Below are 20578 nucleotides of genomic sequence, written 5' to 3'. Positions count from 1 at the left end.
GATTGGCGAGGACGAGTGGAGCCCCCTGGCCGATGGCTCGGTAGCCGATGCGATTTCCTTGCACCGTGACGTATTGGGGCGGGACGGTGGCGGCAGTTGCGCCCGATGTGGTCAGGTCCTGCATGCGCGGTGTGGACGACCTGGCGCGAGCCGGCAAGATCTTGTATGCCGGCCTGTCCGACTTCCCCGCATGGCGCGTGTCTCGCGCAGTCACGTTGGCCGAGGTGCGGGGTTCGCTTCCCATCGCCGGCGTTCAGTTGGAGTACAGCCTGGTCGAGCGTACGGCCGAAAGAGAACTGCTGCCGATGGCGCAGGCCTTGGGCCTCGGCACTCTTCCTGAGCGAATCATCGGAATTCCTCGTTGAACCAAAAAAATGCCCGCCGTGATTAACGGCGGGCATTCCCTGGCAACGAAAGCGATGGCGAAGCGCCGGGCTTACTCCAGCTTCGCCCCCGAGCGCTCGACAATATCCTTCCACTTCTTGTAGTCCGACTGCACCAGGTCGGAGAACTCCCTGGTCGTCATCAGCCTGGCTTCCGCGCCTTGCTCCTGGATCGCCTGGATCATCGCCGGCGTGGCGAGGACCTTGTTCACTTCGGCATGGATGCGGTTGACCACCTCCGGCGGCGTCTTGGCCGGGGCGAACAGGCCGTACCAGGTGCTGACGTCCACCTGCTTGTAGCCGCTTTCCGCCACGGTGGGCACGTCGGGCAGCGACGTGCTGCGCGAGGCCGAGGTCACGGCCAGTGCGCGCAGCTTGCCCGCCTTGACCTGCGCCAGCGCCGACGGCACCGATGCCACCATCAGGTCGACGTTGCCGGCCAGCGCGTCCATCATCGCCGCATTGGAGCCCTTGTAGGGTACGTGCAGAAGCTTGATCCCCGCCGCATGGCTGAAGATCTCGGCGGCCAGGTGGATGGTGGTGCCGTTGCCGGGCGAGCCATACTTCACCGCGCCCGGCGCGCTGCGCGCGGCGGTGACCACGTCGGCCAGCGTCTTGAAGCGTGAGTTGGCCGACGTGACGATCACGATCGGCGTGTAGGCGACATGGCTGATCGCGACCAGGTCGCGGTTCGGCACATAGCTGACGGACTTGTACAGCCACGGCGCGACCACCAGGTTGTCCTTCTGGCCCATCACCAGCTCGTAGCCGGTCGGCGCGGCCCGGACCGCCTCGGCGATGCCGAGCGTGCCGCCGGCGCCCGGCTTGTTGTCCGGCACGAAATTCCACTTGGTGGCCTGGCCGACCTGGGTCGCCACCAGCCGGGCCAGGATGTCGGTGCCGCCGCCTGGCGGGAACGGAATCACCAGCCGGATCGGCTTGGTCGGAAAGCTGGCCGGGGTCTGCGCGTGGGCGCTCGTCAGTCCGCATGCCACCAGCAGGGTGGCAAAGAGGGCCTTCAACATCTGGTTTCTCCTCGATCGAAATCTTGCGGGGCGGACCCTGGCTTGCTGCCTGTGAACCTGTCGGATTGCGGCGGTGTCGGGCACTGGAACGGCCCGGAGCGGATGGCGGGGAACGTCTGGATCGTGCGGTGGCGAGGCAAGCGCAGGGGTCTCGGCCCTGGTCGCGAGCCGACATTTTCGCATATTAGGTATGTGTTGGCCCGATATCGCCTTCGGGGAGCGGGGCTGTCGCGTTGGCGCGCTCAGCCGGCCAGCGCGCGGCAGAGCGATTGCAGGTCGCTGAGGATCAGGTGCGGGCGCGCGCCGCCGCGTTGCCATTGCGCCGTGTGGGGACCGTCCGGGCGCACCAGCCACGCGGCCTGCAGTCCCGCACCGAGTGCGCCGGCGACGTCGAGGTCGGGGTCGTCGCCGACATGCAGCATCTGCGCCGGCGGCGTATCCACTGCCGCGGCCGCCGCATGGAAGATCGCCGCGGCAGGCTTGGCCGTGCCGAACGTCCCGGCGCTCAGCGCCGCGCGGAAGAAGTGATGGCCGCCGGTGACCTTCAGGTCGGCGTTGCCGTTGGACACCGCCACCAGCGGGAAGCGTGCGCTGAGCCATTCCAGTGCCGGCAGCGCATCCTCGAAGAACTCGACCTGCTGCCGCGCGGCAAAGAAGGCGTCGTATGCGTCTTCGGCCAGGCTGGCATCTTCTCCGGCCATCTCCAGCGCCAGCAGGATCGAGCCGAGGCGCAGCGCGCGGTAGTCATGCGCAAGGTGCGGGTTCTTGCCTTCATAGCGCGCGCGCAGGTCGCGCAGCACCGCGGGCGAGGCCAGCACCCCGGCTGTCTTCGGCGCGTGCTGCAGCAGCCAGGCCAGCAGCGTTGCCTCGGCGCGGGCCACGGCGGGGCCGAACGGCCACAGGGTGTCGTCGAGATCGAGGGAGATGGCGGAGACCTTGGACAGGCGCATGGGGCGGGGACGCTGCGGATCAGGAGGGGGACGGGGCCTGTTAGCTTACCACCGCGCAGGACCGGTTTCGGATCTGCCAATGGCATGGGGCGACGATGTGCCGACCGCGCCATAAATCTCGCGCAGGCCGCACGCAGGCCGCATGTTGTGGCTAGAATCCGCCAAACGATCCACGATCTCGCAGCGAAACGATGATCCGTCTCGTCCTGATCCTGTTGGGGTTCGACTACCTGCGCCAGCGTGCGCGCGGCATGTTCTGGCTCGGCATCGGGTTTCTCGCTGCAGGCGTGGTGCTGTTCATCGACGGCCTGGACAGCGCGCATTTCTTCCCGCTGGCATGGTTTGCCGGCCTGCTGCTGGTGGGCGGGCTGGGCACGCTGGTCGTCGCCATGGTGGGCGCCGGCGGGCTGCGGACGATGCGCCTGTTCAAGGGCCTGGCATTGGTGGTGGCGGCGTCGCTGGTGCTGGCGGGGCACCATCACGGGCATTTCTGGCTGTCGATGATCTTCGGCACGCTGTTCCTGGCCGACGGGCTGCTGCAGTGCGTGTCGGCATCGGTCGTGCGCTTTCCGCGCTGGCGCTGGGCCGTCGGCACCGGCCTGCTTGAGGTGCTGATCGCGATCTTCTTCTACCAGCCATATCCCACCAACTACCAGGGCACGGTGCCTTATGCGCTGTCGCTTTGGCTGCTGTTCGGCGGCTGGAGCATGGTCATGCTGGCCTACCGGGCCATCCGCGTGCCGCAAAGCGCCACGATCGAAAGCCTGATGCACGGGCCGCGCCGGCGAAGAGGGGATGCCGCGGGGGATGCCGCGGGCCATGGCGGTTCCCACTGGACGGATGCATCGCATGCGCCAACCAAGCGGGTCACCAAGACGCTGCTGTTCGCGCCGGCCGGACACGCGACGCACCTGCCCGATGAGGGCGCGCCCAGGCTGACGGTACATGTCTGGACGCCATCCGGTTCCGGGCAGCAGCCGCTGCGGCGCCGCCCGGTGTTCGACCGCTATATTGCCGCCGTGGACGCCAGCGGCGCCATCTGGACCGGCCATACCGCGCTGGAGGCGCCCGAAGGCATCTACATCAGCTTCGATCCGGCCCAGCCGCTCAGTCGCACTCCGGAAAGCGTCACGCAGGCGCTGCGCGCGACCATCGACAACGATGTGCCCGGCGTATTCGAACCCGATTGTGTGACCGAGGCGTCGCGGCGCGGCGACTCCACCGTGCGCGTGCACCTGCGCAACTACGATGCGGCGCGCCTGCAGCGCTTCTGGGATGCGTGGCGTGCCGATACCACCTACAACCTGACCTATCGGAATTGCGCCGTCAGCGTGGCGCGGGCGCTCGAAGCCGCGGTGGAAGGCGCGCTGATGCGCCGGCGCGGCAGGTCCGGACAGCGGCAGTCGTGGACGCTGCTGCTGCAGACGCTGTGCATGCCGGAGCTATGGCTCGCCGCGCAGCTGCGCAAGCGCGGCAAGACCATGGCGTGGACGCCGGGACTGGTACGCGACTATGCCCGCGCGTTGAGCCTGCTGGTCGATCCCCATGCGCACCCGCATGCCCACCCGCGCCGGTGGTGGCGGCTCGGCCTCGCTGCCATGAACCGCTGGCGCCGGCAGCGTCGGCAATGGCGCACGGAGGATAACCAGGTGCAGGCGGAATAGCTCAGGCAGGGCCCGCGTGCGCCGGCCGTGGCCGTGCGCGCACGCGGGTTGCCTTCAACGGCAGGCGACGGCTACTTGCCTTGCCGCTGACCCGGCTTGCGGCTTGCGTCGCCCTGGTGCTGCCTGCGGGGATCCTCGTTCTTGAAGCCGCCATAGCTGCTCTGGCCCGGATCGTCGCTGCGGCTCCTGATGTCGCTCGCAGCGCGGTCGGTCCTGACGCCCGGATTGGGCTGGGCTCCAGGCGCATTCCGCCGTTCCTTTCGCGTTGCCATATCGCTCTCCAGTGGGTTGGCCGGAACCCATGGGGTCGCAACATCCGTGCCGTGACGGGCAAGGCGCGCGGCGGCCCTCTTGCGGCGCTCTGCCGGCGGGCCCGTGCATCGCGCTCAGGGGTTTTCGTGCTGCCCTCTGAACACTCTGAACATCTTGCCGCCTGTTGTAGAAATGGAACCCGTCGAGGGCGAAGAGGCAAAGGGCGTGCTCTAACATCTCTGGTTCCCGCGCTGCCGGGGGAGTGGACCGCGGCGAACTTCTGCACGGCCGGGGTGTCGTTAGCTCCATGGCAGTGCAACCCGCAATGAAACAGGACGACGCATGAACCTTGAACTAATCCTCGATCATCCCTGGTTCGGCACCTGGGCCGCCGCGCTGGTCGCCGTCATCGTCGCGCTGATCGCGCATCGCCTTGGCGGCATGCTGCTGTTGCGCATTACCCGCGCCACGCCGGTGCTGCATGCCATCGTGATCAAGTCGCGCGCACCGGCCAAGGCGGTGCTGCCGCTGCTGGCGTTGCAGACCGTATGGCAGGCGGCGCCGGACGACCTGCGCTGGATCGACAGCGTGCGGCACCTCAACGGGCTGCTGATGATCACGGCCACGACCTGGCTGGCGGCGCGCATCATCGCCGGCTTTGCGCAAGGCGTGCTGGAACGGCACCCCGTCGACGTGGAGGACAACATGGGTGCGCGGCGCATCCATACGCAGACGCGGGTGCTGTCGCGCATCGCCATGTCGCTGGTGATCGTGATTGGCGCGTCGATGGTGCTGATGACCTTCCCCGGTGCGCGGCAGGTAGGCGCCAGCCTGCTGGCCTCGGCAGGCGTGGTCGGCCTGATCGCGGGCTTTGCCGCCAAGCCGGTGTTCAGCAACATGATTGCCGGCCTGCAGCTGGCGCTGACCCAGCCGATCCGGCTGGACGATGTGCTGATCGTCGAGGGCGAGTGGGGCCGCGTGGAGGAAATCACCGGCACTTACGTGGTGCTGCGGATCTGGGATGAGCGCCGCCTCATCATCCCGCTGCAGTATTTCATCGAGAAGCCGTTCCAGAACTGGACCCGCAGCAGCGCGCAGCTGATGGGCTCGGTGTTCTTCCACGTGGACTACGGCATGCCGCTGGCACCGCTGCGCAAGGAGCTGGAGCGCATCGTCCATGCCGCGCCGCAATGGGACCGGCGCTTCTTCAACCTGGTGGTGACCGACGCCACCGAACGGACCATGCAGCTGCGCGTGCTGTGCACCGCCGCGTCATCCGGCCTGGCGTGGGACCTGCGCTGCGTCGTGCGCGAAGGGCTGATCGACTTCATGCAGCGCGAGTATCCGCAGTTCCTGCCTCGCCTTCGCATTGAAGGTGAAGGGGAGGGGAAGGGCAAGGACGATGCCGCGCTGCGCGGCACCGCCGTGCACGTCGCGTGAAGCTGTGTGCCCGGCCGCGCCCCTTGCCGGGCGGATCAGAAATCCACCTTCTCTCCCGGCTGCGGCACGATCACGCGCGTGGCCGCGCCGGTGCCCAGCGCGGCGGTAAATTCCTCTGGCGTGCCGCGCAACTGCGGTGAGGTCTGGTAGTGGATCGGGATCGCAAAGCGCGGCCGGATCATGTCGCGCACCGCGATCGCCGCGTCCTGCGGCCCCATGGTGAAGTGGCCGCCGATCGGGATCAGCACCAGGTCTGGCTTGTAGCGGTCGCCGATCAGCCGCATGTCGCCGAACAGGCCGGTATCGCCCATGTGCCAGATGCGGAAGCCGTTCTCCAGCTCGACGATGTAGCCGACCGGTTCGCCGCCGTAGTGCGTCTCGTCCTTGCCGGTGGTGGCATTCTTCAGCGTCAGTTCGGAGGAATGCTCGGCATGCACTGCAGTGATCTTCGGTCCGGCGGGACCGAACGGCATCACCGTGCCGCTCTTGCCGAAGCGCTGCGACAGCGCCGCAGGCACCATGCCGAGGTTGACCAGCGCCTGGCCCATGCCGCCGCCGTTGTAGATCGGCGCGTTGTTGAGCTGGGCCAGCGCCGGCGCGTCGCCGAGGTGGTCGTTATGCGCGTGGGTCACCAGGATCAGGTCGACCTTGCCCAGCGAGGACAGCTGCTTGAAGCCGGCCGGGGTCTTCGGGTTGGTGGTCAGCCAGGGATCGATGACGATGACCTTGCCGCCCGGCGAGGTGATGCGGATCGCGGCCTGGCCGAGCCACAGGACTTCAGTCTTGCCGGCGGCGGCAGGGGTGGTGGCGGTGGACGCCTGCGTAACCGCGGTCGGTGTCGGCGGGGAGGTGCCGCAGGCGGAGAGCGTGGCGACGGCGGCGGTGAGTACGACTGCGCGGAATCTGATCATGGTCACTCCTTCCGTGGCTGAGTCATGGGTCTGCGGCAAGGCTTAGCGGACGAAGACGCCGAGCCCTTCGTGGTCGTAATACTCCAGCCATACCCGGTCGCTGGAGAATTCTGCCCGGGAGATCGTGCCGGGATTGGCGTTCTCGTTATGGAGCGTCAATGTAAAGACATCTCCGTCCCAGTGCGTCAGCGGCAGCACCAGCGGCCTCGCGCCCAGCGTCATCACCAGCGCGCCGCCCTGCTCGGCGACCACTAGCGGGCCGTAATAGTCGTTGCGATAGGTGCCGGCATAGGTGGACAACGCCCGCGCGGGCAATGGGCTGGCCGGCGGCGACTGGCCCACCAGCCTGCCTTCGGGCTGCAGCAAGGGCGCGAAGGCCTCGGCAAAGATCGCGCCCCAGTCGCGGCGGAAGGCGCCGTACTGGACCAGGTCGAAGAACTGCGCGTTCAGCGTTTCCGGGATGCCGATGGGGTAGCCGTTGGTCAGCGTGACGATGGCCAGGTTCAGCGACGGCACCGCGGTGAAGCTGGTCGCCGCGCCTACCGCGAACGCGCCGGAATGGTTGTAGTTGGTCAGCCCCAGTTCCGTCGTGCCGATATTGAAGCCGTAGCCGTAATAGCTTGCCGGGCGGCCTTGCACGGGCGGGCCGCTTTGCATCTGCTGCGACAGCGCGGGGGCGAGCGCTGCGGCGTCGACGATGCGCTGGCCGGCGAACTCCCCTTTGGCCAGCACCATGATCAGCCATTTCGCCAGGTCGTTGACCGAGGCGCTGACGCCGCCCGCGGGCGATTGCGCATCGGGCATGGTGCCCATCCCTTGCACCCAGCTGCCGTTGATCTTGACGTGTCCGAGCGCGCGGTTGTCGCGTGCGGCAAAGTCGGCGTAGCGCGAGCTGGTGCGGGTCATGCCCAGCGGCTGGTAGATGGCCTGCTCGGACAGCGTGGCCCAGTCGATGCCCGCGGCGTTCGCCACCGCCTCGGCCGCGGCGGTCATGCCGAAGTTGGTGTACTCGTAGACCGCGCGCAGCGGATGCAGCGGCAGGAAGCGCAGGCGCGTCAGCACCTCGCGGCGATCGTAGCCCATGTCCTCGAGCCGGTCGCCGGCGTGGTCGGGCAGGCCGGAACGATGCGCATAGAGGTCGCCGATGGTGACGGCTTCAGTCGTTTCCGCATCGGCCAGCGCGAACCATGGCAGGTGCTGGATGACCGGGGTGTCCCAGCCGATGCTGCCGCGCCCCACCTGCCGCGCCACCACCGTGGCGCCGATGGACTTCGACACGGAGGCCAGCTGGAACACGGTATCGGCGTCGACCGGCGCGGGATCGGTGACCAGCCGGCGGCCGAAGCCCCTGGCGTAAACGGCTTGATTGCCGCGTACCACCGCGACGGCCATGCCGGGCACGCCCGAGCTGGTCATCAGGTTGGTGGCGAGCGTATCGACCTGGGCGATGGCGGCGGTGATCTGCGCTTCGGGAACCGGATCCGGCGGCGGATCGTCATCGCCACCGCACGCGGGCAGGGCCGGTGCGAGCAGGCCGCTCAGCGCGGCTCCCAGGAAGCGGCGACGCTCTTGCAGTTTGCCCACGGCTGGTCTCCCGACGGCGGCGCTACGGCGCCTTTGGGATTTACTGTAGGCGATGGACGCGGGCAATGAATGCGAAGCGTCTCATGTACGCATTGGCGTCGGAGCGGGAGACTGGATGCCTCACCGAGGGGTTCGGTGAGCGGGCGTGACAACCCGAAGGGACCAAGGGAATTTGTTAAGAATCGCGCGAGCAAGCCGTTTCCACGGCGGGCCGGGCGGGGCAGCCGCATGGCTGGCCGGTTTTCCCTCGGTTCACCGGTTTGTCACCCCCGCTGCCAGGCCCGCCACCTCCTGTCTGAACCAGGTCGGCGGCGTTTCTCTTGTCGGAGGTAGAACGCCATGCATACGCGCAATTATCACACCACAGACGTACTAAACATCGTCCCGGCGGGGACGGCGGAATCGCTGGAACGAATCAGCGCCGGATTGAGCGCCATCTTGTCGTTGCTGGAGAAGGAAAGCGAGCGATCAGCGTCGACGCATGAAATCCATTGCTTGCTGGCAATGGTCAAGTCGCAATTGGACCTGGCGGCGTCGGAGCTTTGCCCGGCGGATGGATTGACAGGTTCCGGAAAAACAAAAAGCCCGCACTGTCGTGCGGGCTTCTCGCTTTGAAACCTTGGTGCCCAGGAGAGGACTCGAACCTCCACAGTGTTGCCACCGCTAGGACCTGAACCTAGTGCGTCTACCAATTCCGCCACCTGGGCAAGGTGAGCGCCGCATTCTACACGGCGCGACGGAATTTGCAAGAGGCCCGGAAAGCGCAGTGCCCAAGATTCCTTTCAGCTTGCACAAAAACAAAAAGCCCGCACTGTCGTGCGGGCCTCTCGCTTTGAAACCTTGGTGCCCAGGAGAGGACTCGAACCTCCACAGTGTTGCCACCGCTAGGACCTGAACCTAGTGCGTCTACCAATTCCGCCACCTGGGCAAGGTGAGCGCCGCATTCTACCGAAGGCGGCGGAATTTGCAAGCAAGAATTGCAGTGGCCAAGCGCGGTCAGAACGACGGCACCATCGCGCCCTTGAACTGGGCCTTCATGAACTGGCGCACGTCTTCCGACTGGTAGGCAGCCACCAGCTTCTTGACCCACGGCTTGTCCTTGTCCTGCGTGCGCACCACGATGATGTTGGCGTACGGGCTGTGGATGTCTTCCAGTGCGATCGCATCCTTGGTCGGCTGCAGGCCGGCGGCCAGCGCGTAGTTGGTGTTGATCACCGCGGCGCCGACATCGGGCAGGGCGCGCGCCAGTTGCGCAGCGTCCAGTTCCACGATCTTCAGCTTCCTGGGATTCTCGGCCACATCCAGCGGCGTGGCGTTGTTGCCATTGGTGCCGGCACCGGCCTTGAGCTTGATCACGCCCTGCGACTGCAACAGCAGCAGCGCGCGGTTTTCATTGGACGGGTCGTTGGGCACCGCCACCTTTGCGCCCTGCGGCAGGTCCTTGGGCGACTTCAGGTTCTTCGAATAGATGCCCAGCGGCGAGATATAGGTGTAGCCGACGCTCTGCATCTTGTAGCCACGCTGCTTGACCTGGCTGTCCAGGTAAGGCTGGTGCTGGAAGCTGTTGGCATCCAGGTCGCCCGCGTCCAGCGCGGCGTTGGGCTGCACGTAGTCGTTGAATTCCACGACCTTGACGTTCAGGCCGTTGCGCTTGGCAACCTTCTGGACGACTTGCCAGACTTCGGCGTCCGGACCGCTGACGGTGCCGACGCGGATGGTCTGTTCCTGGGCCGAGGCGCTGCCGGCGGCGATAACGCCGATTGCGGAGACGGCAACCGCCAGGCGCTTGATAAGGGACGTGCTGCGCATAGGAGGTCTGTAGTGTTTTGATTATGTGTCGAGTGAGACAGTTGCGCCGTGGCAGGGATCGCCTGCGCTGGCGAGGCCACAGATTAACGCAATTGCGTCAAAACTGCGCAGCAGGAACAGATCTGGCGTCTATTTCTTTTTCATATGCTTATGAAGCCGGCCCTGGTCAAATCGATGGCATAAGTTGCCGACTCGTTCTTTAATCCGCGAAGCACTCGCGCAAGACGCGGAGGGTCTCCCGCAGCGTGTTCTCGTTCAACTCTCCAGCGCGCTTCAGTAGTCGGGATTTATCGACGGCACGAATCTGGTCGAGGAGAATCAGCCCGTGTTTACGCTGGAACGTCACGCCGACCCGAAAGGGTGCGGGCCGGCTACCGGACGTCATGGGGGCAACGGTGACTGTTCGGAGGTAGTCATGCATCTCCGGTGGCGAGACGACGACGCACGGGCGCGTCTTCCTGATTTCACTGCCCGCAGCTGGGTCAAGGGCGACAAGCCAGACCTCACCCCGCACTACCATTTCAGCTCCGCATCGTCCGCGTTGGGAAACTCGCCCAGGGCCAGCACATCGTCGCCTGCTTCGGCAATGGCGCGGCTGGCTTCGGCCCAGCCTTCGCGCGGCGTATTCCTCGGGCGCCGAATCACCAGCGTGTCGTTCACGATATCCATTTCCACTTCATCCTCCAGACCCAGTTGCGCCAGGATTGTCTTGGGGATCAAGATCCCCTGCGAGTTGCCCATTTTTCGGATCGTTGCTTTCATTGCTTGTCCTTGTCACTATCGCTACGGCGATGAGTAGCACAATGTTATAACGTCGCCGGATTCAAGGACAGGCCGCGCGAAAGCCTGAATGGGAATGTGACATCGTGGCCTGTCCCGGACAGGCGAATTTTCCGAAACCCTGCGGGCGGGCTCAGCCGGCTACAGCCCCATACCCCTCCCCCCTCCACTCAACAAAACAAAGCCCATGCCCAAACGGATCCGACAACGTAGCCTGCCTGCCCCAGTCGAAATCCTGCGGCCAGTCCTCGATCTCGGCGCCCGCTTCCAGCGCCCGTTCGATCGCGGCTTCCAGGTTGGCCACGACAAAGTCGAGATGCACCGGCGTCCAGTGCCGCCCGTAGTCGCGCCGGGTATCCGAACGACTGGTAGGGCGGGTGCCGGCGGGTTTGGCGAGCAGGTAGATCGGCGTATTGCCGCCCAGCATTTCAGCGACCGTGCCGTCGAACAGACGGCGCTGCAGCTTCAGCCCCAGTCCTTGCTCGTAGAAGGCGATGCCGCGTGCGAGATCGTCGACATCGATATTGATCAGCAACTCCATGACAGCCTCCTTGCGGCGTTCCGTGTGAGAGCGGCCGCATTGTGCGCGCGGCCTCCTGACAGCTGCTGTCAGGAGTGATGTTTCGGTGGTGCATCGAGCGGGAATCGTTGTTGCCCAGCATCAAGACCACCGGCGCGCAGAGGTGTGCGGATCCCGATACCCCGGGGCCGCCCGGGCGGCCCATTGCGGCCGGGTCCGGCGGCGCATTCCGCACCATTCGACGGCTCCTGATTGGCCGATATCGGGCCGGGGCTGTCTCAGTAATGTTGCACCGCGCAGACAAAACGTCTTCCGAACGCGCGGAGACTTCATAATATCGACTTATTGAAGACAGGGAGATGGAAGTTGCGTTTCGAGCACTTGGTGGAAATCAATGATCCAGGCAACCCCCAGCTGGATCCGCTGACACCCGACCAGCTTTGGCAAGGCCTGGTGTTGCGCGCCGAGTCGCCCGAACTGTTCGTGCTGGGTCTGGACAGTGCCGAAGTGGTGGCGCGGGGCGACAACTGGATCGACCGCGTGCTGCATTTCGGCCAGGCGGCCATCCGTGACCGCGTGGTGTTCGAGCCGCGCCGGCAAGTCCGCTACGAAACCGCCGCCACCGCCGAGCACGCCGGCGGCACGCTGACCATGATGATCGAGACCCCCGGCCCGGGCGCGCTGCTGCTGCGCTTCACCTACGACACCACCATGCCGGCCGTCGATGCCAGCGGCGACGACCGCTACGCCGAGATCGTCAAGTCCGCCTATCACGAGGCCGACCTCGACACCGTCCGCAAGATCCGCGAGATCGCCGACAGCGGGCGGCTGGGGTGAGCGAGGGCCCCGTCGCGCCGGAGACGTCCGGCAAGCAGCCGGGCGGGCCGACCCGGGCGGTGCTGCGCGACCGCTATGGCGACCGCCTGCGCTGGCTGGTGCTGATGACACTGATGCTGGGCACGGTCTCGTCGATCGTCTCGTCCACCATCATCAACGTTGCCATCCCCGACCTGAGCCGGCACTTCGTGCTGGGGCAGGAGCGCGCGCAATGGGTCGCGGCCAGCTTCATGATCGCGATGACGCTGTCGATGCTGCTGACGCCGTGGCTGCTCAACCGCTACGGGCTGCGCCGCACCTTCCTGGGATCGCTGCTGCTGCTGGGCGCCGGCGGGCTGTTCGGCGGGTTCTCGCCGACCTATGGGGTGATGATCGCCATGCGCGTGGCCGAAGGCGCCGCCGCCGGCATCATGCAGCCGCTGCCCAATATCCTGATCCTGCGCGTGTTCGAGGAGCGCGAGCAGGGCAAGGCCATCAGCATGTTCGGCTTCGGCGTGGTGCTGGCGCCGGCGCTGGGGCCCAGCCTGGGCGGCTTCCTGGTCGAGGCGTTCGGCTGGCGCTCGATCTTCTTCGTGGTGGTGCCGCTGACGCTGCTGGGCGCGTTCATGGCGCGGCGCTTCATGGCGGTGGATTCGATCATGATGGGCGAGCGCGAGCCGCTGGACTGGCGTGGCCTGATGCTGGCCGGCGTAGCCACCGTGAGCCTGCTCAACGGCGTGGTCGAAATGCGCGAAAGCGTGGCCGCGGGCATGGCGCTGGCCGGCTTCGGCGTGCTGATGCTGGCGGCGTTCGTGTTGTGGCAGCTGCGCGCGCCCCATCCGCTGATGAACATGCGGCTGTACAGCTACCGGCAGTTCTCGGCGGGCGCGGTGGTGGCCTTCATCTACGGCGCCGGCCTGTTCGGCTCGACCTACCTGCTGCCGGTCTACATGCAGATGGCGCTGGAGTACACGCCCTCGCGCGCGGGCCTGGTGCTGCTGCCGGCGGGCGTGATGCTGGCGCTGACCATCGCCGTGGCGGGCCGCTTCACGCACCGGATCGCGCCGCATGTCCAGGTGTCGGTCGGGCTGGCGCTGCTGGCGCTGTCGTTCCTGCTGATGGCGCTGGGGTCGCCCTCCACGCCGTATCTGCTGCTGGTCGCGCTGGCGGTGCTGGGGCGGATCGGGCTCGGCTGCATTTTGCCGTCGCTGACGCTGGGGTCGATGCGGGGCGTGGATTTCTCGCTGATCGCGCAGGGATCGAGCTGCATCAACTTTATCCGGCAACTGGGCGGCGCGATCGGCGTGAGCCTGGCGGGGGTGGGGCTGCAGTGGCGGCTGAGCGAGCACGGTGCGGTGCTGGGCGGCGCGGGCGATGCCGCACTGCAGGCGGCGCGCATCCGCGCCTTCGATGAAACCTTCCTGGCGGTCGGGGTGGTGATCGCCAGTGCGATCTTCGCGGCCTGGCGGATCCGGCCAAGGCCGCTGCCGGCGGGCTGAGGCCGCCGGCTTGCGTGGCGGGCGGGGCTTAAGTGGCCGCGCCGCTGCGCAGTTCTTCCACCAGCGCGATGTACTGCGCCATCGCCTGCTCGCGCCCGGTGCCGCGCAGCGCTTCCCAGGCTTCGAACTTGTAGCGGCCGACAAAGTCGGTCATGCCCGGCTTGTCGCCGTGGGCGTCGCCTTCGCTGCCTTGCTTGAACAGGGCGTACAGGCGCAGCAGGGTCATGTTGCTGGGACGCTCGCTCAGCTGCTTGACGTCGATCTGGGCCTGGTCGAAGCGTGCCTGCAGGTCGCTCATGGGTTTCTCCGTGGGAGGTTGTGAAAGTGCTGCCGATGATAGCCGCGCCGGTGCGCCAGACCGCGTGTCTAAAACCGAAGAAGCCCTCGGTTCCGGGCGCCAGCGGCTACAATCGCGCCATGTCCTGGATTCTTGCTGTTGAAACTTCTACGGAGTGGTGCTCGGTCGCGCTCGGACGTGCCGTGGCCGGTGCCGGCATCGAGTGCCTGGTGCGCCATGAGTACACCGGCGCACGCTCCTCCGCGCGCGTGCTGCCCGCCGCCGGCGAGCTGCTGGCCGAGGCCGGCATCGCGCTGGCCGATTGCGCCGCGATCGCCTTCGGCGCCGGTCCCGGCTCGTTTACCGGCCTGCGTACCGCCTGTGGCGTGGCCCAGGGGCTGGCCTTCGGTGCCGGACTGCCGGTGGTGCCGGTCAATACCCTGGCAGCTTGCGCCGAGCGCGTACGCGCCGCCGAGCCGGCGCTGCCCGCGGATACCACGGTGCTGGTCGCGCTCGATGCACGCATGGACGAGGCCTATGCCGGCGCCTTTGGCTGGGATGCCGTCGCACAGGAATGGGCGGAGCGCACGCCGATGCTGGTAAGCGCGCCGGAAACCGTGCAGCTTCCCGACGGCGAATTCTGGCTGGCGGGCAATGCCGCCACGGTCTTCGGCGAACGCCTCGCCGGCCTGGCGCGCGCGCAGCGCGTGCTGCCCGAGGCGATGCCCCATGCGCAGCCGATGATCGCCATCGCCCTGCGCGCGCTGGCGCGTGGCGAGGCCATCGACGCCGATCGCGCCATGCCGATCTACCTGCGCGACAAGGTGGCGCAGACCATCGCCGAACGCGAAGCGGCCGCCGCCGCGCGCGCCGCGGCCACGGCCGGGAGCGCATCGTGAGCGCCGCCTATCCGCTGGAAGAGCGCGCCGTCTGGCCGGCCGTGCCCGCCATGCCGCCGCTGCCCCAGGGCTTTGCGCTGGGCCGGATGAGCGCGCTCGACCTGGAGGCGGTAGCGGGCATCGAGGCGCGCGCCTACAGCCATCCGTGGACCCGCGGCAATTTCGAGAACTCGGTCAAGGCCGGGCATCTCGGCCTGACGCTGCGCGATCCCGCCGGCACGCTGGTGGCCTATGCCGTGCTGATGCCGGTGGTCGACGAGATGCACCTGCTCAATATCACCGTCGACCCGCCGCGCCAGCGCCAGGGACTGGGGCGGCTGATGCTGTCGATCGTGCTGGCGACCTCGCACGCGCATCGCATCCATACCATGCTGCTGGAGGTGCGCCCGTCCAATACCGGGGCGATCGCGCTGTACCAGGCCGCGGGGTTTGCCGAGATCGGCCGCCGCAAGGGCTATTACCCGGCGCTGGGCCGCACGCGCGAGGACGCGCTGGTGCTGCGCCGGAGCTGGCCCGACGATGTGGCCGGGGAAGGCAAGGACGGCAAGGAAGGCGGGGAGGGCCGCGCATGAGCCGCCGCGCGCGATTCCTCGAGGCGCTGGGCATCACGGCCGAATGGGTGCCGCGGGCACGCGATGACGCGCCACAGGCGGAGGCGGTGTCCGAAGCCGTGGCATTTGTCGAGCCCGTCGTTGAGCCCGTCGTTGAGCCCGCCGTTGAGCACATTGCCGAGGTCATTGCCGAGCCCGTCACGGTGGCCGCGCCGGCCGCTGCGCCAGTCGTGGAGGCCGCGCCGGCGATCGAAACGGCCATCCCGGTGGTGCCTGTCGACTTGGTGGAGGCGCCTGTCTCGCGTGCGCGGCCCGAGCCCTCGCTGGTACCGGCCGGTCCCGAACCCGACTCGGCGCAGGCCGAACGCGAGGCCGCCATCGCCGCCATGGCATGGCCCGCGCTGGATGCCGCCGTGGCCGGCTGCACCGCTTGCGGACTGTGCCAGACCCGCACCAATACCGTCTTCGGCGTCGGCGACCGGCAGGCGGAATGGATGCTGGTCGGCGAGGCCCCGGGCGAGAACGAAGACCTGCAGGGCGAGCCCTTCGTCGGCCAGGCCGGCAAGCTGCTCGACAACATGCTGGGCGCGCTCGGCCTGGCGCGCGGGCGCAACGTCTTTATCGCCAACGTGCTCAAGTGCCGTCCGCCGGGCAACCGCAATCCCCAGCCGGCCGAGGTGGCGCAGTGCGAGCCGTTCCTGCGCCGCCAGATCGCGCTGGTGCGCCCCAGGGTGATCGTGGTGCTGGGCCGCTTCGCCGCGCAGTCGCTGCTGCGCACCACCACGCCGATCGGCAAGCTGCGCGGCACCGTGCACACCTATGAAGGCATCCCGGTGGTGGTGACCTACCACCCGGCCTACCTGCTGCGCACACTGACCGACAAGGCGCGCGCATGGGAAGACCTGTGCCTGGCCCGCGAGGTACATGACCGTGCGGGAGCTGGGGCCTGACCTCTCGCTGCATCGCGGCGGCGACGGCAACCTGCCGCCGGAGCCGCCGCTGTGGCGCCGCGCCATGTCGCCGCGCACGCGCGACCTGGCCTGGACCACGCTGTCGCCACCGCTGCTGTGCGCGGTAGCGGGCGCCGCGCCGGCGCACTGGCCCGCCGGTACGCTGGCGTCGTGGCGGCACTGGCTGGCAGCCGCCGACCCGGCGGCGCTGCCAGCCACCATCGACGAGCTTGCCGGCGGCCACGCCGCCTTTCCTTCCGATCCCGCCCCGGACGCCGTCGCGCAGCATGCGCCGGATCCCGCCAGCCGCAGCCTGCGGCTGGGGCGCCATGCCGAACGGCTGCTGCATTTCGCGCTGCGCCATATGGAGGGGCTGACGCTGCTGGCGGCCAATGTCCCGGTACGGCGCGCCGGCGCGCAGGGCATCCGCACGCTGGGCGAGCTGGACTTCGTCTGGCGCGAGCAGGCCTCCGGCGACGTGGTCCACTGGGAAATGGCCGCCAAGTTCTACCTGATGGCCGGTGCCGTTGCGGCGCCGACCCTGCACGATTTCGTCGGGCCAAACATGGTCGACCGGCTGGGCGACAAGCTCGGGCATGTGGTCGGGCGCCAGCTGCCGCTGGGACGCACGCCGGAAGCGCGCGCGCTGCTCGGCCATGTCGTCGACCGCAGCGAGGTTTACCTGCTGGGCTGGCTGTTCTACCCCGATGGGCAAGTGCCGGCGGGACTCGACGGGCTGGGCATCGCCCCGGACCACCTGCAAGGCTGGTGGTCGACGCTGGACGGCTGGCGCGCGCGCGCGGCGGCGCGGCCGGGCCTGCGCTGGTGCCGGCTGCCGCGTTCGGGATGGCTGTCGGGGGCGCTGGTGCCTGCCAGCGGCACGGAGGAGGTCGATGCCCTGTACGCCACGCTGGCGCAGCGCTTTGCCGACCCGCGCCACGACCACGGCTGGCGCCGCGAAGCGCCGGTGATGCTGTGCGAGCTGGAGCCGGCCGGCCACGGCTGGTGGCGCGAATGCTCGCGCGGGTTCGTGGTGCCGCCGGGATGGGAGGCGCGGGCCATGGCGCGGGCGGCGGAGCCGCCGCGGCAGGGGGCGCAGGCGCTGGCCGACGGACCCTGAGCGGGGGCGCCGGCCGGAGGGGGAGGTCAGGAGGTCAGTGGTGCTTGTCCTCGCCGATCATCGCCAGCGAGTTGAAGGCGCGCACGTTGTGCTTGTGCAGCTTGATCACCAGCATCATGGTCAGGCAGATGAACAGGCCCAGCGCGACGATGACCACGCCGATCGGCACGTTCAGCTTGATCAGCAGCGCGTACAGGCACAGCATCAGCAGCACCGATACGTTTTCATTGAAGTTCTGCACCGCGATCGAGTGGCCCGCCGACAGCAGCACGTGCCCGCGGTGCTGCAGCAGCGCGTTCATCGGCACCACGAAGTAGCCCGACATCGCGCCTACCAGCATCAGGAACACATAGGCGATGGCCATGTACAGCGGCATGTGCAGGCCCAGGATGTGCAGCGTCACCTGGGGCATGGCGTCCTTGGTGTAGAAGGCCATGATCATCACGGTCACGCCCATCGCCACGCCGAAGGGCAGCACCGACAGCGACCTGCGCAGCGGAATGCGCGCGGCGGCGGCGATCGCGCCCACGGCCACGCCGACGGCCACCACCGCCTGCAGCAGCGCGCCTTGCGACAGGTTCAGGCCCAGGGACTTCTCCGCCCACTTCAGCACGATGAACTGCAGCGTCGCGCCCACGCCCCAGAACAGCGTCGTCACCGCCAGCGAGATCTGGCCCAGCTTGTCGCGCCACAGCGCCAGGAAGCAGTCGCCGAACTCGGCGATCAGCTTGATCGGGTTCTTTTCCTGCTGCGGATAGCGGGCGCCGGTATCGGGAATAAACAGGTTGAACAGCGACGCGATCACATAGAACAGCATGATCACGACCATGGCCGCCTCGGCCGGCGTGTCGATGCCGGTCTCGATAAAGGGCAGGTCGAGCCGCAGCAGGATATCCGACACGTGCACGGAAATCAGCGCGCCACCCGCCACGGTGCCCAGGATGATCGAGCCCACGGTCAGCCCCTCGATCCAGCCGTTGGCCAGCACCAGCTTCTCCGGCGGCAGCAGCTCGGTCAGGATGCCGTACTTGGCCGGCGAGTAGGCCGCCGCGCCGAAGCCCACCACGCCATAGGCCAGCAGCGGGTGGAGGCCGAACATCATGATCGCGCAGCCAACCACCTTGATGGCATTGGTGATGAGCATCACCCGCCCCTTGGGCATGGAGTCGGCAAAGGCGCCGACGAAGGCGGCCAGGATGACGTAGGAAAGAACGAAGAACAGCTTGAGCAGCGGGGTCATCCACTGCGGGGAATGCAATTCGGTGAGAAGGGCGATGGCGGCGATCAGTAACGCATTGTCGGCCAGCGACGAAAAAAATTGCGCGGCCATGATGGTGTAAAAACCCTTCTTCATGCTTTCGACTTTGTCTCCATCGCGGACTTCCCTCATGCCGGTCAGGGCGGCACCGGCTGGGGAGGCTATGGTTTGCAGGGAACCTTGCGCCGCGGCCGTGTCGAATTGTCTCGGTTGCACTGCGCTGCGGCGTCGTGCGGCTTGCCTGACAGTCATTGACATAATGCTTCGCTTTTAGAACATGGCCGGAGCGTCCGGCTTTATATCACGAAAACATGACATTCCCGAACCCCGGCAAGGTGCCTTTTTGACTGCAAATTGCCGTGCCGATTCCCCGATGTCCCCCGGCAGCGGCCCCCGGATGTGTTCAAATAACGGCTGCGATCCCGGCCAGACGCCGGGTGTACCCTGATCTGGTGCAGCGGCACGACAATATCGCAGCCGGGCGATACCCCGGGTGACCAGGCGAACGCAAATTTCACATGGCCGCTCACCTTAGCGCGACATGCCCGCAATATGAAGCACTCCGCATGCATCTACGTGCCCCCACCCACTGACAGGTGACGCGCGCGCCATTGAAACTGAGACAGAGCCGTCCTTCCAGTTCCCGCAGTGACGTGCGCGATGCGCCACCGCGCTGCCTGATTTCCGAGATGTGACTCCATGCCAAGACCCATCCACGCCGTCATCCACCAACCCGCTCTCGCCAACAACCTCGACGCCGTCCGCCGCAGCACCCCCGGTTCGCGCATCTGGGCCGTCGTCAAGGCCAATGCCTACGGCCACGGCATCCGCCGCGTCTTTGCCGCGCTGCGCGGCACCGATGGCTTCGGCCTGCTGGACCTGAACGAGGCCGTGCTGCTGCGCGACCTGGGCTGGCAGGGTCCGATCCTGCTGCTGGAGGGCTTCTTCCAGCCGCAGGACATTGCCCTGATCGAGCAGTACCGGCTTACCACCGCGATCCACTGCGACGAACAGCTGCGCATGCTGGAAAGCGCGCGTCCCAGGGGGCCGCTGGCGATCCAGCTCAAGCTGAACACAGGCATGAACCGGCTGGGCTTCCACCCGGCGCAGTACCGCGCGGCCTGGGAGCGCGCCCGTGCCATGCCCTGTGTGGGCAGTATCGTCCATATGACGCATTTTTCCGATGCGGATAGTCCCCGAGGGATCGCCCACCAGATCGCTGCCTTCGACGCCGCCACGGCCAACCTGCCGGGCGAGGCCAGCCTGTCGAACTCGGCCGCGGTGCTGTGGCATCCGCAGGCGCACCGTGCCTGGGTGCGCCCGGGCATCATCCTGTACGGCGCCTCGCCGACCGGCCGCGATGCCGACATCGCGGGCACCGGCCTGCAGCCGGCCATGTCGCTGCACAGCGAGCTGATCTCGGTGCAGGACCTGCAACCGGGCGATACGGTCGGCTACGGCTCGCTGTTTACCGCGGACCGCCCGATGCGCATCGGCGTGGTCGCCTGCGGCTATGCCGACGGCTACCCGCGCCATGCCTGCGGCTGGGGCGAGCAGCGCGCGCCGGTGCTGGTCGACGGCGTGCGCACCGGGCTGGTCGGCCGCGTCTCGATGGACATGCTGTGCGTGGACCTGACGCCGTGCCCGAAGGCGCGGGTCGGCAGCCCGGTGACGCTGTGGGGCCAGGGCCTGCCGATCGACGAGGTGGCACAGGCCAGCGGCACCGTCGGCTACGAGCTGATGTGCGCGCTGGCGCCGCGCGTGCCGACCACGGTGGCGACCATCACTGCGTCCGACAGTACCGCCCCGGCCGTGGTGTAAAAGGTTGCAAGCGAGAGCTGGCGGCAGCGATTGCCGCCGGTTAGTGTGAGGGCCGGGCCACATTTGCGC

General features: G+C 67.5%; 21 protein-coding genes, 2 tRNA genes and 1 pseudogene. 11 read left to right on the top strand and 13 right to left on the bottom strand.

Annotation, left to right across the window (positions count from 1 at the left end):
* Nucleotides 1-125: 125 nt before the first annotated feature.
* Nucleotides 126-329: pseudogene (locus tag JTE92_RS22370) on the top strand (aldo/keto reductase); the annotation flags it as partial.
* Between the two features lie 107 nt (nt 330-436).
* On the opposite strand, the gene JTE92_RS22365 reads toward JTE92_RS22370, so the two are convergent.
* Nucleotides 437-1408 carry a Bug family tripartite tricarboxylate transporter substrate binding protein gene (locus tag JTE92_RS22365; RefSeq protein WP_063237937.1) on the bottom strand — a complete coding sequence of 324 codons (972 nt, stop codon included), beginning with the start codon at nt 1406-1408 and terminating at the stop codon, nt 437-439.
* Between the two features lie 242 nt (nt 1409-1650).
* Nucleotides 1651-2358 carry an HAD-IA family hydrolase gene (locus tag JTE92_RS22360; RefSeq protein WP_063237936.1) on the bottom strand — a complete coding sequence of 236 codons (708 nt, stop codon included), beginning with the start codon at nt 2356-2358 and terminating at the stop codon, nt 1651-1653.
* A 191-nt stretch (nt 2359-2549) separates the two neighbouring features.
* Here JTE92_RS22360 and JTE92_RS22355 point away from each other — a divergent pair, with 191 nt between their 5' ends.
* The gene (locus JTE92_RS22355) at nt 2550-4022 is read left to right on the top strand and encodes an HdeD family acid-resistance protein (RefSeq protein ID WP_063237935.1); all 1473 of its coding nucleotides are present in this window, start codon (nt 2550-2552) and stop codon (nt 4020-4022) included.
* Between the two features lie 71 nt (nt 4023-4093).
* Here JTE92_RS22355 and JTE92_RS22350 read toward each other — a convergent pair whose 3' ends face one another.
* Nucleotides 4094-4294, bottom strand: a complete 201-nt coding sequence (locus JTE92_RS22350; RefSeq protein WP_063237934.1) for a hypothetical protein — start codon at nt 4292-4294, stop codon at nt 4094-4096.
* 322 nt (nt 4295-4616) lie between these two features.
* Between JTE92_RS22350 and JTE92_RS22345 the strand changes: the two genes are divergently transcribed.
* Entirely contained in the window at nt 4617-5714 is a 1098-nt protein-coding gene (locus JTE92_RS22345; RefSeq protein ID WP_063237933.1) for a mechanosensitive ion channel family protein, read from the top strand.
* Nucleotides 5715-5749: 35 nt separating this feature from the next.
* On the opposite strand, the gene JTE92_RS22340 is transcribed toward JTE92_RS22345, so the two are convergent.
* Nucleotides 5750-6625, bottom strand: coding sequence for a metal-dependent hydrolase (locus tag JTE92_RS22340; protein WP_063237932.1), 876 nt, complete (start codon nt 6623-6625; stop codon nt 5750-5752).
* A 42-nt stretch (nt 6626-6667) separates the two neighbouring features.
* Complete coding sequence (locus JTE92_RS22335) at nt 6668-8209, bottom strand: serine hydrolase (protein WP_063237931.1); 1542 nt, start codon at nt 8207-8209, stop codon at nt 6668-6670.
* Between the two features lie 339 nt (nt 8210-8548).
* On the opposite strand from JTE92_RS22335, the gene JTE92_RS22330 reads away from it, so the two are divergent.
* A complete protein-coding gene (locus JTE92_RS22330; RefSeq protein WP_084254492.1) occupies nt 8549-8824 on the top strand; it encodes a DUF1484 family protein in 276 nt (91 codons plus the stop codon).
* A gap of 5 nt (nt 8825-8829) precedes the next feature.
* Here JTE92_RS22330 and JTE92_RS22325 read toward each other — a convergent pair.
* From JTE92_RS22325 to JTE92_RS22300, 6 genes are all read right to left on the bottom strand, one after another.
* Nucleotides 8830-8916 (bottom strand) — tRNA-Leu (locus JTE92_RS22325).
* Nucleotides 8917-9050: 134 nt separating this feature from the next.
* Nucleotides 9051-9137 (bottom strand) — tRNA-Leu (locus JTE92_RS22320).
* A 68-nt stretch (nt 9138-9205) separates the two neighbouring features.
* Complete coding sequence (locus tag JTE92_RS22315) at nt 9206-10018, bottom strand: MetQ/NlpA family ABC transporter substrate-binding protein (RefSeq protein WP_063237930.1); 813 nt, start codon at nt 10016-10018, stop codon at nt 9206-9208.
* Between the two features lie 199 nt (nt 10019-10217).
* Entirely contained in the window at nt 10218-10538 is a 321-nt protein-coding gene (locus JTE92_RS22310; RefSeq protein WP_063237929.1) for a type II toxin-antitoxin system PemK/MazF family toxin, read from the bottom strand.
* The gene (locus JTE92_RS22305; protein ID WP_063237928.1) at nt 10532-10780 is read right to left on the bottom strand and encodes an AbrB/MazE/SpoVT family DNA-binding domain-containing protein; all 249 of its coding nucleotides are present in this window, start codon (nt 10778-10780) and stop codon (nt 10532-10534) included. Before JTE92_RS22305 ends, JTE92_RS22310 begins: the two co-directional genes overlap by 7 nt.
* 151 nt (nt 10781-10931) lie before the next feature.
* A complete protein-coding gene (locus JTE92_RS22300; RefSeq protein ID WP_063237927.1) occupies nt 10932-11339 on the bottom strand; it encodes a VOC family protein in 408 nt (135 codons plus the stop codon).
* A gap of 345 nt (nt 11340-11684) precedes the next feature.
* Between JTE92_RS22300 and JTE92_RS22295 the strand changes: the two genes are divergently transcribed.
* Together JTE92_RS22295 and JTE92_RS22290 are read left to right on the top strand one after the other, a co-directional pair.
* A complete protein-coding gene (locus JTE92_RS22295; protein WP_063237926.1) occupies nt 11685-12155 on the top strand; it encodes an SRPBCC family protein in 471 nt (156 codons plus the stop codon).
* The gene (locus JTE92_RS22290) at nt 12152-13633 is read left to right on the top strand and encodes a DHA2 family efflux MFS transporter permease subunit (protein WP_063237925.1); all 1482 of its coding nucleotides are present in this window, start codon (nt 12152-12154) and stop codon (nt 13631-13633) included. The genes JTE92_RS22295 and JTE92_RS22290 overlap by 4 nt, the downstream gene beginning before the upstream one ends.
* A gap of 28 nt (nt 13634-13661) precedes the next feature.
* Here the strand turns inward: JTE92_RS22290 and JTE92_RS22285 are convergent, their stop codons facing one another.
* The gene (locus JTE92_RS22285) at nt 13662-13931 is read right to left on the bottom strand and encodes an acyl-CoA-binding protein (protein ID WP_063237924.1); all 270 of its coding nucleotides are present in this window, start codon (nt 13929-13931) and stop codon (nt 13662-13664) included.
* A gap of 119 nt (nt 13932-14050) precedes the next feature.
* Here JTE92_RS22285 and tsaB point away from each other — a divergent pair, with 119 nt between their 5' ends.
* From tsaB to JTE92_RS22265, 4 genes are read left to right on the top strand one after another with little or no spacing between them, the layout of a single operon-like run.
* The gene (gene tsaB, locus JTE92_RS22280; RefSeq protein ID WP_063237923.1) at nt 14051-14809 is read left to right on the top strand and encodes a tRNA (adenosine(37)-N6)-threonylcarbamoyltransferase complex dimerization subunit type 1 TsaB; all 759 of its coding nucleotides are present in this window, start codon (nt 14051-14053) and stop codon (nt 14807-14809) included.
* Nucleotides 14806-15381 carry a ribosomal protein S18-alanine N-acetyltransferase gene (gene rimI / locus JTE92_RS22275; RefSeq protein ID WP_084254490.1) on the top strand — a complete coding sequence of 192 codons (576 nt, stop codon included), beginning with the start codon at nt 14806-14808 and terminating at the stop codon, nt 15379-15381. Before tsaB ends, rimI begins: the two co-directional genes overlap by 4 nt.
* Nucleotides 15378-16310 (top strand): uracil-DNA glycosylase, encoded by a 933-nt coding sequence (locus JTE92_RS22270; RefSeq protein ID WP_063237922.1) that lies wholly within the window; start codon nt 15378-15380, stop codon nt 16308-16310. The genes rimI and JTE92_RS22270 overlap by 4 nt, the downstream gene beginning before the upstream one ends.
* Complete coding sequence (locus JTE92_RS22265; protein ID WP_063237921.1) at nt 16285-17430, top strand: DUF1853 family protein; 1146 nt, start codon at nt 16285-16287, stop codon at nt 17428-17430. Before JTE92_RS22270 ends, JTE92_RS22265 begins: the two co-directional genes overlap by 26 nt.
* A 34-nt stretch (nt 17431-17464) precedes the next feature.
* Here the strand turns inward: JTE92_RS22265 and lplT are convergent, their stop codons facing one another.
* Nucleotides 17465-18784, bottom strand: coding sequence for a lysophospholipid transporter LplT (gene lplT / locus JTE92_RS22260; protein WP_063237920.1), 1320 nt, complete (start codon nt 18782-18784; stop codon nt 17465-17467).
* Between the two features lie 603 nt (nt 18785-19387).
* On the opposite strand from lplT, the gene alr reads away from it, so the two are divergent.
* The gene (gene alr / locus JTE92_RS22255) at nt 19388-20509 is read left to right on the top strand and encodes an alanine racemase (protein ID WP_063237919.1); all 1122 of its coding nucleotides are present in this window, start codon (nt 19388-19390) and stop codon (nt 20507-20509) included.
* The last annotated feature ends 69 nt before the right edge of the window (nt 20510-20578 follow it).

The organism is Cupriavidus oxalaticus, assembly GCF_016894385.1.
Lineage (GTDB): Bacteria > Pseudomonadota > Gammaproteobacteria > Burkholderiales > Burkholderiaceae > Cupriavidus > Cupriavidus oxalaticus.
Note: the sequence above shows the minus strand (reverse complement) of the source record. Positions and strands in the feature narration are given on the sequence as shown.

What these genes read in the sequence shown, in the direction of transcription:
- JTE92_RS22360 (WP_063237936.1), bottom strand. Translation starts at nt 2,358, where the DNA reads ATGCGCCTGTCCAAGGTCTCCGCCATCTCCCTCGATCTCGACGACACC.
- tsaB (WP_063237923.1), top strand. Translation starts at nt 14,051, where the DNA reads ATGTCCTGGATTCTTGCTGTTGAAACTTCTACGGAGTGGTGCTCGGTC.
- JTE92_RS22330 (WP_084254492.1), top strand. Translation starts at nt 8,549, where the DNA reads ATGCATACGCGCAATTATCACACCACAGACGTACTAAACATCGTCCCG.
- JTE92_RS22265 (WP_063237921.1), top strand. Translation starts at nt 16,285, where the DNA reads ATGACCGTGCGGGAGCTGGGGCCTGACCTCTCGCTGCATCGCGGCGGC.
- JTE92_RS22350 (WP_063237934.1), bottom strand. Translation starts at nt 4,294, where the DNA reads ATGGCAACGCGAAAGGAACGGCGGAATGCGCCTGGAGCCCAGCCCAAT.
- JTE92_RS22310 (WP_063237929.1), bottom strand. Translation starts at nt 10,538, where the DNA reads ATGGTAGTGCGGGGTGAGGTCTGGCTTGTCGCCCTTGACCCAGCTGCG.
- JTE92_RS22270 (WP_063237922.1), top strand. Translation starts at nt 15,378, where the DNA reads ATGAGCCGCCGCGCGCGATTCCTCGAGGCGCTGGGCATCACGGCCGAA.
- lplT (WP_063237920.1), bottom strand. Translation starts at nt 18,784, where the DNA reads ATGAAGAAGGGTTTTTACACCATCATGGCCGCGCAATTTTTTTCGTCG.
- JTE92_RS22340 (WP_063237932.1), bottom strand. Translation starts at nt 6,625, where the DNA reads ATGATCAGATTCCGCGCAGTCGTACTCACCGCCGCCGTCGCCACGCTC.
- JTE92_RS22315 (WP_063237930.1), bottom strand. Translation starts at nt 10,018, where the DNA reads ATGCGCAGCACGTCCCTTATCAAGCGCCTGGCGGTTGCCGTCTCCGCA.
- JTE92_RS22300 (WP_063237927.1), bottom strand. Translation starts at nt 11,339, where the DNA reads ATGGAGTTGCTGATCAATATCGATGTCGACGATCTCGCACGCGGCATC.
- JTE92_RS22365 (WP_063237937.1), bottom strand. Translation starts at nt 1,408, where the DNA reads ATGTTGAAGGCCCTCTTTGCCACCCTGCTGGTGGCATGCGGACTGACG.
- JTE92_RS22345 (WP_063237933.1), top strand. Translation starts at nt 4,617, where the DNA reads ATGAACCTTGAACTAATCCTCGATCATCCCTGGTTCGGCACCTGGGCC.
- JTE92_RS22355 (WP_063237935.1), top strand. Translation starts at nt 2,550, where the DNA reads ATGATCCGTCTCGTCCTGATCCTGTTGGGGTTCGACTACCTGCGCCAG.
- JTE92_RS22285 (WP_063237924.1), bottom strand. Translation starts at nt 13,931, where the DNA reads ATGAGCGACCTGCAGGCACGCTTCGACCAGGCCCAGATCGACGTCAAG.
- JTE92_RS22305 (WP_063237928.1), bottom strand. Translation starts at nt 10,780, where the DNA reads ATGAAAGCAACGATCCGAAAAATGGGCAACTCGCAGGGGATCTTGATC.
- alr (WP_063237919.1), top strand. Translation starts at nt 19,388, where the DNA reads ATGCCAAGACCCATCCACGCCGTCATCCACCAACCCGCTCTCGCCAAC.